Annotated in this window: 2 protein-coding genes; both read left to right on the forward strand. The window is 70.6% G+C overall.

The window, feature by feature from the left end:
* The first annotated feature begins 48 nt into the window (after positions 1–48).
* Positions 49–7,404, forward strand: coding sequence for a non-ribosomal peptide synthetase (locus tag GLP40_RS01380; protein WP_154785961.1), 7,356 nt, complete (start codon positions 49–51; stop codon positions 7,402–7,404).
* Between the two features lie 318 nt (positions 7,405–7,722).
* The gene (locus GLP40_RS01385; RefSeq protein WP_154785962.1) at positions 7,723–15,174 is read left to right on the forward strand and encodes a non-ribosomal peptide synthetase; all 7,452 of its coding nucleotides are present in this window, start codon (positions 7,723–7,725) and stop codon (positions 15,172–15,174) included.
* Positions 15,175–15,260: the final 86 nt, after the last annotated feature.

The following is a 15,260-nucleotide window of genomic DNA, read 5'->3' on the forward strand; positions in this document are numbered from 1 at the left end:
GCGGCTTCGGCCCGCGGAGAAGATGACCCGAGAGGTGAATGCACGCGAATGGATACTGCCCGCCGTACAGCTCGCGGTAATCGTCGTCGTCGGTCCGGCAGCCCACTCTTCGGACAGTTGCTCACCGCCGCGGTCGAGTCCGCTGCCGACGATATCGCCATCCGGTTCAATCCCACCGGGAATCCGGCCGACCAGCGAGAGATGAGCTACCGCGACCTCGATACCAAATCCTCGCGGGTGGCGCGGGAATTGATCGCCCGCGGCGTCGGCCCCGGCGACATGGTCGCCATCGGCATCACCCGCTCCATCGAATCCGTGCTGTCGGTCTGGGCCATCGCCAAGACGGGTGCGGCGTACGTACCGGTCGATCCCGCCTATCCGCCGGATCGCATCGAACACCTGCTCACCGACTCCGGCGCGGTGCTGGGCCTGACGACGCGGGAGTACCGCGCCGCGCTGGGCACCGCCGCCGAGTGGATCGAACTGGACGATCCGGCGCAGGCGCAGCGCATCGCCGCGCACCCGGACCATCCCATCTCCTATGCCGACCGCCGGGGCACGCTCACCGAGCAGCATCCGGCCTATGTCATCTACACCTCCGGTTCGACCGGTAAGCCCAAGGGCGTGGTGGTCACCCATGCCGGTCTGGCCGGGCTGGTCGCCGCCGAACGTGAGCACTACGCCGTCACCGCGGATTCGCGTGTGCTGCACGTCTGCTCGCCCAGCTTCGACGTCTCTGTGCTGGAACTGCTGCTGACCTTCACCGCCGGTGCGACCCTCGTCATCGCACCGGCCGGGGTGTTCGGCGGCGTGGAACTGGCCGAGCTGCTGGGCCGCGAGGCCGTCACCCATGTGCTGATCACCCCGGGTGCGCTGGAGTCGGTGGATCCGGCCGGGCTGACCGAGCTGACCACCGTGGTGGTGGCCGGCGACAAGTTCGGCCCGGAGCTGGTGTCGCGCTGGGCGACCGGCGAACGCTCCTTCTACAACGGTTACGGCCCGACCGAGGCGACCATTCTCGCCACCTCGAGCGCCCCGCTACTGCCGGGCGAGCCCATCACCATCGGCACAGCCATCCCGGGTGTCGGTGCGTACGTGCTGGATTCGCGGCTGCGGCCGGTGCCGGACGGCGTGATCGGCGAGCTGTACCTCTCGGGTCCGGCGCTGGCGCAGGGCTACAAAGGTCGGCCGGGCCTGACCTCGGAACGCTTCGTGGCCAGCCCGTTCGGCGACGCCGCGGGCACGCCGGGCGCCCGGCTGTACCGCACCGGCGATCTGGTGCGCCGCACCCCCGCCGAATCCGATAACCCGGGCGTGATCGAGTACCTGGGCCGCTCCGACTTCCAGGTCAAGATCCGCGGCCTGCGCATCGAGCTGGGTGAGATCGACAATGCGCTGAGCGCGCACCCGGACGTGGATTTCGCTGCGACACTGGGCAGAACGCTGCCCTCCGGCGCGACCGCGCTGGTGGCCTACGTGCTGCCGCGGCCGGGCGCGACGCTGGACACCGCGGCGCTGGCCGCCCACGTCGGCGAGTCGCTGCCCGCCTACATGGTGCCCGCCGCGCTCATCGTGCTGGACGAGATTCCGCTGACGCCGGTCGGCAAACTGGACCGGAATGCTCTGCCCGAGCCGGTGTTCGCGGCCCGCGAGTTCCGGGCCCCGACCACCCGCGCCGAGCAGATCGTCGCGGGCGTGTTCGCCGCCTTGCTTATTCCGGACAACCCGGACGCGCGGGTGGGTGCGGACGACGACTTCTTCGAACTCGGCGGCAATTCGCTGCTGGCGGCCCAGGCCGCCGCGCGCATCGGCACCGCGCTCGGCGTGCGTGTACCGGTGCACGTGCTCTTCGAGGGCTCGACCGTGGCCGAGCTGGCCCAACGGGTCCACGAGGAATCGGCCCCGGCCGCCGCCGGACCGGCGCTCGGCTCGCTGCCCCGCCCGAACCGGGTGCCGCTGTCGTTCGCGCAGCAGCGCATGTGGTTCCTCAACCGCTTCGACCCGAGCAGCGCGGTCGACAATATGCCGCTGGCGGTCCGGTTGTCCGGCTCTCTCGACGTGGACGCCATGCGGGCCGCGGCGGCGGATCTGGTTGCGCGCCATGAGGTCCTGCGCACCATCTACCCGGAGGTCGATGGCGAGGGCTTCCAGTTGGTGCTGCCCGCCGACGACCCGCGGGCGCTGCCCGAACTGCCGGTGGTCGACATCGCCGCCGCCGAGATCCCGGCCCGGGTGGCCGAGGTGGTCGGCGCGGGCTTCGACGTGACCGCCGCGCCGCCGCTGCGCCTGCGCCTGCTGCGGATCGCGCCCGATGAGCACGTGCTGGTCGCCGCGATCTATCACATTGCCGCCGATGGTGTTTCGATCGGTGTGCTGGCCCGCGACCTGGTCTCCGCCTATGCCGAGCGCATGCGCGGCAACGCGCCGCAGTGGGCCCCGCTGCCGGTGCAGTACGCCGATTACGCGGTGTGGCAGCGGGCATCACTGGGCCGCGAGGACGATCCGGACTCGCCGCTGGCCCGCCAGATCGCCTACTGGCGCGAAACTCTCGCCGACCTGCCCGATGAGTTGGTACTGCCGTGGGATCGGCCGCGGCCCGCCGTCGCCTCCTACCGGGGCGGCACCCACGGCTTCCGCATCGACGACGAGATCTACGCGGCCGCACGGCGTTTCGCCGAGACGCACAACACCACGCTGTTCATGGTGGTGCACACGGCGCTGGCGGTCCTACTGGCCCGGCTGTCGGGCACCCGTGACATCGCCATCGGCACGCCGGTGGCGGGACGCGGTGAGGCCGAACTCGACGACCTCATCGGCATGTTCGTCAATACGCTCGTGCTGCGCACCGACATCGATCCGGCCATCTGCTTCACCGACCTGGTGGCGCGGGTGCGCGAGACCGACGTGCGCGCCTTCGGCCACGCCGACGTTCCCTTCGAACGCCTGGTGGAACTGCTCGATCCGGCCCGTTCACAGGCCCGCAATCCGCTGTTCCAGGTCATGCTGACCTTCCAGAACATGGCTCCCACCCGCCTGGAACTGCCCGGGCTCACGGTGGCGGGCGCGGACCTGGAGATCCCGTTCGCCAAGTTCGATCTGCAGCTCACCATGCAGGAGTCGCACGACGAGCACGGCGACGCGACCGGCATGGCCGCCGAATTCTCCTACGCCCTGGACCTGTTCGACGCGGCCACGGTCGCCGAGCTGGCCGCCCGCTTCCAGCGGACGCTGGCCGCGGTGACCGCCGCCCCGGTCGTGCCGGTCGGCGATCTCGCGCTGTTCTCCGCGGCGGAGCGGCAGCGGGTGCTGGGCGACTGGAACGCCACCGCCTTCGACGTGGCGGCGACATTGCCGGAAGGTGCTGCGGCGACCCTAGTTTCGCGCTTCGATGCCCAGGTCGCGGCGACGCCGGACGCCGTGGCGCTGGTATTCGCGGACGAGACCCTCACCTATCGTGAGCTGTCCGAGCGAGCCAACCGCCTGGCCCGGCTGCTCATCGCCGAGGGCATCGGGCCGGAATCGCTGGTGGCCCTGGCCCTGCGGCGCTCGACCGAACTGGTCGTGGCCATGTACGCGGTGCTGCGGGCCGGCGCCGCGTACGTGCCGCTGGACCCGGACCAGCCGCTGGACCGCATCGGCCACATTCTCGACACCGCGCACCCGCGTCTGCTGCTCACCGCCGAGCGGGACGAATTCGATGCTGGGACACGAGATCTCGCCACGGTCGCGGTGGAGCGGGCCGAGGCGGCGGCGCGGTCGCACAGCGGCGCGCCGATCACCGACGCCGAGCGGGTCCGGCCGCTGCGCCCCGAGCACACCGCGTACGTCATCTTCACCTCCGGTTCGACCGGCCGCCCCAAGGGCGTCGCCGTCGAGCACCGGGCCATCGTCAACCGCCTGGTGTGGATGCAGCACGAGTACCCGCTGACCGCCGACGACGTGGTGTTGCAGAAGACTCCGGCGACGTTCGATGTGTCGGTGTGGGAGTTCTTCTGGCCGTTGCAGACCGGTGCGCGGTTGGTGGTCGCCAAGCCGGATGGGCATCGGGATCCGGTGTATCTGGCGCAGGTGATCGCCGAGCAGGGTGTGACGACGGTGCATTTCGTGCCGTCGATGTTGTCGGTGTTCACTGCCGCGCTGGGTGCGGAAACCAACCCGGGGGAGCGTGGCGGAGGCAAATTGAATACAGTCTTCGCTTCCGGTGAGGGGCTGCCCGCGCCGACCGCACAGCGGTTGCGTGAGTTGACCGGTGCGCGTTTGCACAACCTTTATGGTCCGACCGAGGCGGCGGTCGATGTCACTTATCACGAGGTGACCGATGCTGACACCGTGTCGGTGCCGATCGGGCGTCCGGTCTTCAATACCCGTGTCTACGTCTTGGATTCGCGACTCAACCCGGTGCCGGTCGGTGTCGCGGGCGAGCTGTACCTGGCGGGCGTGCAGCTGGCGCGCGGCTACGTCGAGCGGCCCGATCTGAGTGCCGATCGCTTCGTCGCGGATCCGTTCGGAACCGGCGAGCGCATGTACCGCACCGGCGATCTGGTGAAGTGGAACGCGGCGGGCGAGCTGGAGTATTTGGGGCGCACTGATTTCCAGGTGAAGTTGCGTGGTCTGCGTATCGAGCTGGGTGAGATCGAGGCGGCGCTGTTGGCTCAGCCGGGTGTGGCGCAGTCGGTCGTGGTGGTGCGCGCCGACGCGCACACGGGGGATCAGCTGGTCGGCTACGCCGTGAGCTCCGAAGCCACCCCGGAGAGCCTGAAAGCCGGTCTGGCCCAGTCGCTTCCCGCCTACATGGTGCCCAGCGCGATCGTGGTGCTGGACGAGTTCCCGCTCAACGCCTCGGGCAAGCTGGACCGCAAGGCCCTCCCGGCCCCGGTATTCGAGGCGAAGACCTTCCGCGCCGCCTCGACTCCGATCGAGGAGATCGTGGCGGGTGTCTTCGCGGACCTGCTCGGCGCCGACCGGGTGGGCGCGGACGACGACTTCTTCGAACTCGGCGGCAACTCCCTCATCGCCACCCGCGCGGTGGCGCGCATCAACGCCGCGCTCGACACCAATGTGGCCGTGCGCGAACTCTTCGAGACCGCAACGGTTTCCGGCTTGGCGGCGCGCATCGTGCCCGGCACCGCCACGGGCGCGCGGCCGCCGTTGGTGGCGGGGGAGCGCCCAGCTCGGGTGCCGCTTTCCCTTGCGCAGCAGCGCATGTGGGTGCTCAATCAGCTGGATCCGGAATCCCCGGCCTACAACATTCCGATGGTCCTGCGCCTCACCGGCGCGCTGGATGTGCCCGCCCTGCGGCACGCCGTCGAGGATGTGCTGACCCGGCACGAGGTGCTGCGCACCCGCTACCCGGAGTCGGCTCCGGGCGCGCCCGCCTACCAGGAGATCCTCTCGGTCGCCGATGTGCTGCCGCACGGTCTCGAGGTGGAGCGGTCCGGTGACATCGGCGGCCGGGTCGCCGAACTGGTCGGCGCCGGATTCGATGTGGCCCAGCACGTTCCGGTGCGGGCGCGCCTGATCACCGGTGACGATCCGGACGACTACCTGCTGGTCCTGGTGGCCCATCACATCGCCGCCGACGGCGCGTCCTTCGCACCGCTGGCCCGCGATCTGACGACCGCCTACCTGGCGCACACCGCGGGCGAGGCTCCGGCGTGGGCGCCGCTGCCGGTGCAGTACGCCGACTACGCGGTATGGCAGCGGGCGGCCGTGGGGGTCGAGGACGACGAGGCATCGCCCGCCGCGGCACAGGTCGCCTTCTGGCGCGAGCAGCTGGCCGGACTGCCGGACCGCCCCATCCTGCCGCTGGACCGGCCGCGCCCGGCCGCGTCGGCCATGCGCGGCGCGCTGCTCGATTTCACCCTGCCCGCCGAGGTGCACGCGGGGCTGAATCGCCTGGCGCGCAACCACAATGCTTCACTGTTCATGGTGGTGCACGCGGCCGTGGCGGCCTGGCTGTCGCGACTGTCGGGCAGCTCCGACATCGTGCTCGGCACCGCGGTCGCCGGGCGCGGCGAGCGCGCCCTCGACGACCTGGTCGGCATGTTCGTCAATACCCTCGCGCTGCGCACGCGGGTCGACGCGGGAGCGTCGTTCGATGAACTGGTCGAACGAGCCCGCGAGACCGACCTGTCGGCGTTCGCCCACGCGGACGTGCCGTTCGAACGCGTCGCCGAGCTCGCGGCACCGGGCCGGACCGCGGCGAATCCGCTGGTGCAAGTGGCGCTTTCGCTCCAGAACACCGAGACTCCGGTGCTGGAATTGCCGCAAGCGCGGGGAGGCGCAGCGCTGACGGTTGCGGCGGTCGACACCGCGCTGGCGACGGCCAAGTTCGATCTCCAGATCAGCGTGGAGCCGCGCCCGGGCGTGGACGGCGCGGTCGGCGCGCTGGCCGTGATCCTCAACTACGACACCGACCTTTTCGAGCAGTCCTCGATGGACTCCTTCGGCCGGGCGCTCGAGCGGGTGCTCACCGCGGTCGCCGCGGATCCGCAGCTGCCGGTCGGCGACATCGTGCTGCTGGACGCGGCGGAACAAGCTGCGGTGCAGGCGATGTCGCAGTCCGCGCCGGAGCCGGCCGGGGTCGCGGTACGCGGCGCGGCGCTGGCCCAGGTGCTCACCACCGTGGCCGAGGACGACCCGGACGGTCCCGCGCTGGTATGGGGCGAGCAGTCGCTGACCTACCAGGAACTCGACGCCCGCTCCTCCCGTCTGGCCCGGGTGCTCATCGCCCGCGGCAGCGGTCCGGGCACCGGTGTGGTGCTGCGCCTGGATCGCGGCGTGGACCAGGTGGTCGCGATGTGGGCGGTGCTGAAGGCGGGCACCATGCTGGTGCCGTTCGCCGCGGCCGAAATCCCCGGCCAGGACGTGAAAGTCGGCATCACCGTCGGTGTGGCGCCCGAGTCCGTGCGCGGCATCGACTGGTTGGTGCTCGACGATCCCGAGACCGCGGCGGAGATCGCCGCCGAATCTGCGCGACCGGTCACCTACGCCAACCGGATCCGCGCGCTGCGCGGCGACGATGTCGCCCGGGCGGCGGCGGCGGACGGGACCCTCACCTACGACGGCCTGGCCGCCATGGTCGATCGCGTCCGCGGTCTCGACCTGACCTTCGAGTCGCGCACCTACCACCACGGCGCGGCGGATTCGGTTCTGGCACTGATCGAATTGGTCGCGGCGGGCGCGGTCGGCGCGTCCGTGGTCCTGGTGGATCCGGAGTCCGCGGCGGACCTGTCCGAGGCGCTGGCCGACGAGTGGATCACCCACGCCTTCGCCGACGCCGATCGCCTCAGCGAGCTGAATCCGGCTCCGCTCGAGGATCTTCGGGCCGTCGTCCTCGATGCTCCGGCGGCCGCCGCCGACGCGTGGTCGGAGTCCGCCACCGTGCTCGTGCTGTCCGAGTAGGTATCCTTCGTCACCCCGGCGCGCGTGTGGCCGGAGTTCAGCCACGGTGCTGGATTCCGGCCACACGCGCGCCCCGGAATGACGGAGAGTTCCCGCCCGAATCGCGGCGGGTGATAGTCATTCGCAATGACTATGGCGCAGATCACATGCCACAACGTCATGGCCGAGCGTCCAATACTGCCTACGGTTCGAGCCGCCGGACCTGCGTCGCGCGGCTATGCTGTGCCGGTTCGCCCGGGCGCGGCGGTCTCGTCGGGCCCGGGCAGTCGAAGAGATTCGACGTGTGTGGCTGCTGGACCTGTGAGGTGGACAACTCGGATGGATACAACTCGCAGATCGGTCCGTGGCAGTCGACGGCGCCGCTCCGGCGCCCCGTTCTTCGGTCAACTGCTCACCGCCGCGGTCGAATCCGCGGGGGACGCGGTGGCCCTGAGCTTCAATCCCACCGGAGAACCTTCCGATCAGCGGGAACTCACCTACCGGGAGCTCGACGAGCAGTCCTCGCGGGTGGCCCGCGAGCTCATCGCCCTGGGCGTCGGACCTGGCGACGTGGTGGCCATGGGCATCGCGCGCTCGCTGGAATCCGTGCTGGCCATGTGGGCCATCGTGAAGACCGGCGCCACCTACCTGCCGGTGGATCCGACCTACCCGTCCGACCGGATCGAGCACATGCTCACCGACTCCGGCGCGAAATTCGGTGTCACCCTGGCGGCCTACCGCCCCGGGCTGGGCACGGCCGCCTACTGGATCGAACTCGACGATCCCGCCCGGGCCGAGCGCATCGCGGCACGGGCCGCCCACCCCATCTCCTACGCAGACCGCACCCGGCCGCTGACCGAACAGCACCTGGCCTACGTCATCTACACCTCCGGCTCCACCGGCAAGCCCAAGGGCGTGGCCATCACCCACGCCGGGCTGGCCGGGCTGGCCGCCCGGCGGGAGAGCCGTGCGGTCGACGGGGATTCGCGCATCACCCAGCTGACCACCCCGAGCTTCGACTTCTCCATCGTGGAGATGCTCTACGCCTTCACCGCCGGGGCCACCCTGGTGGTGGTGCCGCCGGACGTCTTCGGTGGTCAGGAGCTCACCGACCTGCTGACGCGGGAGCGTGTCACCCACGTCTGCATCACCCCGGCGGTGCTGGAGTCGTTGGATCCGGCGGGGCCGCAGCACCTCCGGGCCATCATGTGCGGCGGCGAACGGGTGCCGCCCGCCCTCGTCGATCGCTGGATCACACCCGAGCGCGAGTTCTACATCGAGTACGGGCCGACCGAGGTCACCGCGCTCTCCACCGGCACCGCGGCACTGCCGCCCGGCGGTGGCACGCACATCGGCACCCTGCTCCCCGGAATCGGCGCGTACGTGCTGGACGCCGGCCTGCGGCCGGTGCCGCCCGGTGTGGTCGGCGAGCTGTATCTGGCGGGTCCGGCGCTGGCCGAGGGCTATCTGAACCGGCCCGTGCTGACCGCGGAACGTTTCGTCGCCAGCCTGTACGGCGAGCCCGGGCAACGGCTGTACCGGACCGGTGACCTCGTAAAACGCCTGGAGAACGGGAATTTCGAGCACCATGGCCGTACCGATTTCCAGGTCAAGATCCGTGGCCTGCGCATCGAGCTCGGGGAGATCGACAGCGCCTTCACCGCCCACCCGGATGTGGATTTCGCGGTCACCCTCGGCACCACGCTGCCGACCGGCGCCGCGGCATTGGTCACCTACGTGCTGGCGAGCCCCGGAAAAACCCTGAACGTCGCGGAATTGGCGAGCTTCGCGGGAGAATCCCTGCCCGCCTACATGGTTCCCGCCGCCATCATGGCGCTCGACGAGATTCCGCTGACGCCGGTCGGCAAGGTCGATCGCGAGCGATTACCCGAGCCTGTCTTCACCACCAAGACCTTCATACCGCCCGCCACCGCCGCCGAACACGCCGTCGCCGAGGTGTTCTCGGGCCTGCTCACCCCGCCGGGCGCGGAGCCGCTGCGCGTCGGCTCCGACGACGACTTCTTCGAACTGGGCGGCAACTCGCTGATCGCCACCCAGGCCGTGGCCCGCATCGGCACGGCACTGGGCCTGCGGGTTCCGGTGCGGCTGCTGTTCGAGGCGTCCACGGTGGCCGACCTGGCTCGGCTGCTCACCGGTCAGGGCGGGGCGGAAAACGACACCCCCGCACTGGTATCCGGGCCGCGGCCCGATCGCGTTCCGCTGTCCTACGCCCAGCAGCGCATGTGGTTCCTCAACCGCTTCTACCCGGACAGCGCGGTCGACAATGTGCCGCTCGCGGTGCGGCTCTCGGGCGAACTCGATGTCGAGGCCATGCGCGCCGCGGTCCGCGACCTGGTGGACCGGCACGAGGTGCTCCGCACCGTCTATCCGGAGGTGGACGGCGAGGGTCACCAGCAGGTCCTGCCGCTCACCGACGACCGTGCTGTGCCGGAGCTTCCGGTCGAGGACATCGCCGCCCACCAACTCACCGCCCGCATCATGGAACTCGCGGGCACGGGCTTCGACGTCACCGCGGCCCCGCCCCTCCGGCTGCGGGTGCTGCGGCTCGGGCCCGGTGAACAGGTCCTCGTCGGCGTGGTGCACCACATCAGCGCCGACGGTTTCTCCATGGGCCCCCTCACCCGGGACCTGGTGACCGCCTATGTGTCCCGCAGCTCCGGGACCGTGCCGCGGTGGGCGCCGCTGCCGGTCCAGTACGCCGACTACACGCTGTGGCAGCGCGCGGCCCTCGGCGCGGAGGACGACGAGAACTCGTCGCTGGCACGGCAGATCGCCTACTGGCGCGAGACCCTGGCCGGACTGCCGGACGAACTGGTGCTGCCGTCGGACCGGCCGCGGCCGCCGGTCGCCTCCTATCGCGGCGGCACCTTCCGCTTCGACGTCGCCGACGATGTGTACGCGGGTGTGCGCCGACTGGCGCGCGGCCACAACGGCACCACGTTCATGGTGGTGCACGCGGCGCTCGCGGTGCTGCTCGCCGCGCTGTCCGGCACCCGTGACATCGCCATCGGCACCCCGGTGGCCGGGCGTGGCGAAGCCGAACTCGACGACCTCATCGGCATGTTCGTCAATACCCTCGTGCTGCGCACCGACATCGACCCGGCCGCCGGATTCGCCGATCTGCTGGACCGGGTGCGCGACATCGACGTGCGCGCCTTCGGCCATGCCGACGTGCCCTTCGAGCGGCTGGTGGATCTGCTGGACCCGGCCCGCTCGCAGGCCCGCAATCCGCTGTTCCAGGTCATGCTGTCGTTCCAGAACCTGGCGCCCGCCGAATTCCGGCTGCCTGGGCTCACCGTCGCCGGCACCGACCTGGAGCTGCCGTTCGCCAAGTTCGACCTGCAGCTGACCGTGCAGGAAGCGGTGGACGAGCATGGCGACGGCACCGGGATGGCCGCCGAATTCTCCTATGCGCTGGACCTTTTCGACGAGCCGACCATCGCCTCCTTCGCCCGGCGCTTCGCCCGTGTGCTGGAGCTGGTCACCGCCGACCCGATCGCACCCGTCGGCGACCTCGAGCTGCTCTCGGCCGAGGAGTGCCGCCGCGTCCTGACCGAGTGGAACGCCACCGGATTCGACGTGCCGTCCGTCGTCGGCCTGCCGGGCGGCGATGCGCCGACGCTGGTTTCGATGTTCGAGGCCCAGGTCGCCGACACCCCCGAGGCGGTGGCGCTGGTCTTCGAGGATGAGCGCCTCACCTATCGGGAACTCGCCGAACGCGCCCGCCGGTTGGCTCGCGAGCTCATGGACGGCTACGGCGTCGGCCCGGAGGTCCCGGTGGCCCTGGCCATCCGGCGTTGCACCGAACTCGTGGTCGCCATGTACGCGGTGGCCATGACCGGGGCCGCCTACCTGCCGCTGGACCCGGAACAACCCGTCGACCGCACCGCGCACATTCTCGGCACCGCCCGACCGCCGCTGGTACTCACCACCCGGCGCGAGGGCTTCGACGGGAGCGGCATCCCCACCCTCGCCGTCGAGGACGCCGAGGAGCGGGCGCGGCGCCGTTGGGCGAGCGGGCCGATCGCGAATGCCGAACGGCCGCGACTCCTGCGGCCGGCGCACACCGCTTACGTCCTGTTCACCTCGGGCTCGACCGGACAGCCCAAGGGTGTCGCCGTCAGCCATGCCGCGATCGTCAATCGCCTGGTCTGGATGCAGGCCCAACACCGGCTGAGCTACTCCGACGTGGTGTTGCAGAAGACTCCGGCGACGTTCGATGTGTCGGTGTGGGAGTTCTTCTGGCCGTTGCAGACCGGTGCGCGGTTGGTGGTCGCCAAGCCGGATGGGCATCGGGATCCGGTGTATCTGGCGCAGGTGATCGCCGAGCAGGGTGTGACGACGGTGCATTTCGTGCCGTCGATGTTGTCGGTGTTCACTGCCGCATTGGGTGCGGAAACCTTGGTGGTTCGCGGCGCAAGCGCGGGGAGGCGGAGCGCTCGTTCTGGACCGAGTGGAGCGGGGGAGCGTAGCGGAGGAGCGGAGGGAGGGAAGAACGAGACTTTCAGCGCCGCGAATCCGCCGGAGCGCAGCGGAGGCAAATTGAACACAGTCTTCGCCTCCGGTGAGGGGCTGCCCGCGCCGACAGCACAGCGGTTGCGTGAGTTGACCGGTGCGCGTTTGTACAATCTTTATGGTCCGACCGAGGCGGCGGTCGATGTCACTTATCACGAGGTGACCGATGCTGACACCGTGTCGGTGCCGATCGGGCGTCCGGTCTTCAATACCCGTGTCTACGTGTTGGATTCGCGGCTGCGACCGGTCGCGCCCGGCGTCGCCGGTGAGCTGTACCTGGCCGGTGACCAGCTGGCCACGGGTTATGTGGCCCGCCCCGATCTGACCGCCGACCGTTTCGTGGGCAACCCCTTCGGCTACGGCGAGCGCATGTACCGCACCGGCGATCTGGTGAAGTGGAACGCGGCGGGCGAGCTGGAGTATTTGGGGCGCACTGATTTCCAGGTGAAGTTGCGTGGTCTGCGTATCGAGCTGGGTGAGATCGAGGCGGCGCTGTTGGCTCAGCCGGGTGTGGCGCAGTCGGTCGTGGTGGTGCGCGCCGACGCGCACACGGGGGATCAGCTGGTCGGCTACGTCGTCCGCGACCCGGCCGCCGATATCGACCTCAGGGCGATGAAATCCGCACTGGCGCGAACGCTTCCGGGTTATATGGTGCCCAGCGCGATCGTGGTGCTGGACGAGTTCCCGCTCAATGCCTCCGGCAAGCTGGACCGCCGCGCCTTGCCCGCTCCGATCTTCGAGGCCAAGCGTTTTCGCGCGCCCTCGACCCCGATCGAGGAGATCGTGGCGGGTGTCTTCGCGGACCTGCTCGGCGCCGACCGGGTGGGCGCGGACGACGACTTCTTCGAACTCGGCGGCAACTCCCTCATCGCCACCCGCGCGGCCGCGCGGATCAACGAGGCGCTGGACGCCACCGTCTCGGTGCGCGAACTCTTCGAGACCGCAACGGTTTCCGGCTTGGCGGCGCGCATCGTGCCCGGCACCGCCACGGGCGCGCGGCCGCCGTTGGTGGCGGGGGAGCGCCCAGCTCGGGTGCCGCTTTCCCTTGCGCAGCAGCGCATGTGGGTGCTCAATCAGCTGGATCCGGAATCCCCGGCCTACAACATTCCGATGGTCCTGCGCCTCACCGGCGCGCTGGATGTGCCCGCCCTGCGGCACGCCGTCGAGGATGTGCTGACCCGGCACGAGGTGCTGCGCACCCGCTACCCGGAATCCGGTCCCGGCGGCGCACCCTATCAGGACGTCCTCTCGGTCGCCGAGGCGCTGCCCGAAGGGCTCGAGGTGGAGCGCGCCCACGATATCGGCGCACGCGTGCGGCAGCTCATCGGCACCGGATTCGATGTGGCGCGGCAGGTTCCGGTGCGTATGCGCCTGCTCACCGGGGACGCGCCCGACGACTACTTGCTGGTCTTGGTGGCCCATCACATCGCCGCCGACGGCGCGTCCTTCGCACCGCTGGCCCGCGATCTGATGACCGCCTACCTGGCGCGGGCCACCGGCGAAGCCCCCGGCTGGGCTCCGCTACCGGTGCAGTACGCCGACTTCGCGCTCTGGCAGCGTGCCGTGATCGGCTCCGACACCGACGAGAACTCGCCCGCCGCGGCACAGTTGGCGTACTGGCGCGAACAGCTGGCCGACCTGCCCGCGCGGACGCCGCTGCCGCTGGACCGACCCCGCCCGGCGGTCGCGTCGATGGCGGGCGCGCTGGTCGACTACGTGGTGCCGGGCGAGATCCACACCGAACTGAATCGCATCGCGCGGCAGCACAACGCGTCGCTGTTCATGGTGATGCACGCGGCCGTCGCGGTCCTGCTGGCACGCATGTCGGGCAGCTCGGACATCATCATCGGCACCGCCGTCGCGGGCCGCGGCGAACGGGTGCTGGACGGCCTGGTCGGCATGTTCGTCAATACCCTCACCCTGCGCACGACCGTGGACCCCGCCGCCTCCTTCGACGACCTGGTGGCCGCCGCCCGCGAAACCGATCTGTCGGCTTTCGCGCATGCCGATCTGCCGTTCGAGCGGGTCGTGGAGGCGGTCGCGCCCGGCCGCGGCCGGACCGACCCGCTGCTGCAGGTGGTGCTGGCGCTCCAGAACAACGAGGTGGCCGAGCTCGAACTGCCGGGACTGACCGTCTCCGGGGTGGACGCCGACCTGGGGGCCGCCAAGTTCGATGTGCAGATCGGCGTCGAGCCCCTCCCACCCGCCGCCGACGGCACGCCCGGCGACCTCGCCGTCGTGTTGTCCTATGCCACCGAGCTTTTCGACGAGTCCACCATCGAGGCCCTGGGTGCGCGCCTGCTGCGCCTGCTGGCCGCGGTGGCCGCCGACTCGCATATGCCGGTGGGCGATATCGACCTGCTCGATCCGGCCGAGACCGCGCGCGCCCTGCCCGCGCCCGCCCCCGCGCCGGTGGTGGCCGGCACCGTGCACGGCACCGCGCTGCCGCAGTCGCTGTCTGTCACGGTCGAGGACGATCCCGACGGCCCGGCCCTGGTGTGGGGCGAGGAGGCGATCACCTATCGCGATCTCGACGCCCGCTCCTCACGGCTGGCCCGTTTCCTCATCGGACGCGGCTGCGGGCCCGGCGCCGGCGTGGCCATGCGGCTCGATCGGGGCGTCGAATCGGCCGTGGCCACCTGGGCCGTGCTCAAGGCCGGTGCCGCCGTGGTGCCGCTGGCCGCCCTCGACCGGCTGCCCCCGAGCGGCCTGGATGTGAAGGTGGGTCTCACGACCGGAATCCCGGTCGCGGCGCCCGGTATCGACTGGCTCGCCCTGGACGATCCGGGCGTGGCGGCCGAGATCGCCACCGAATCCGCCCGGCCGGTCACCTACGCGCACCGCACCCGAGCCCTGCGCGGCGACGACATCGCCTTCGCCGCCCCCGGCCGCCCGCCGCTCAGCTACGACGCGGTGGCGGCTCTGGTGGACCGGATCCGCGGTGAAGCCGGGCTGACCTTCGAATCGCGGACCTATCGGTTCGGTTCGGTGGACCATCCGTTCGCCGTGCTGGAGGCCATCGCCGCCGGCGGCGTCGGGGCGTCGATGGTGTTGGCCGAGCCCGGGGCCGAGCTCGCCGGGACGCTCGCCGACGAATGGGTCACCCACCTGTTCGCCGAGCGCGCCCGGCTGGACGCGGTGAACCCGGCCGACCTGGACGATCTTCAGGCGGTTGTGGTGGATGCCCTGCCGGTCCCGGCTCGGTGGTCCGGCCACACCGTCATCGCCGTTCCGGGGGCCGCCGACGGGCGGTGACGGCGGGCTGACCCGCCCGGAGTGGCTCTCCCGCCCTCAGGACTGAATACTCCTTGGGGAAACGCCGCGCGACTCCGCCTCGGAGA

This window comes from Nocardia aurantiaca (assembly GCF_009708175.1).
Lineage (GTDB): Bacteria > Actinomycetota > Actinomycetes > Mycobacteriales > Mycobacteriaceae > Nocardia > Nocardia aurantiaca.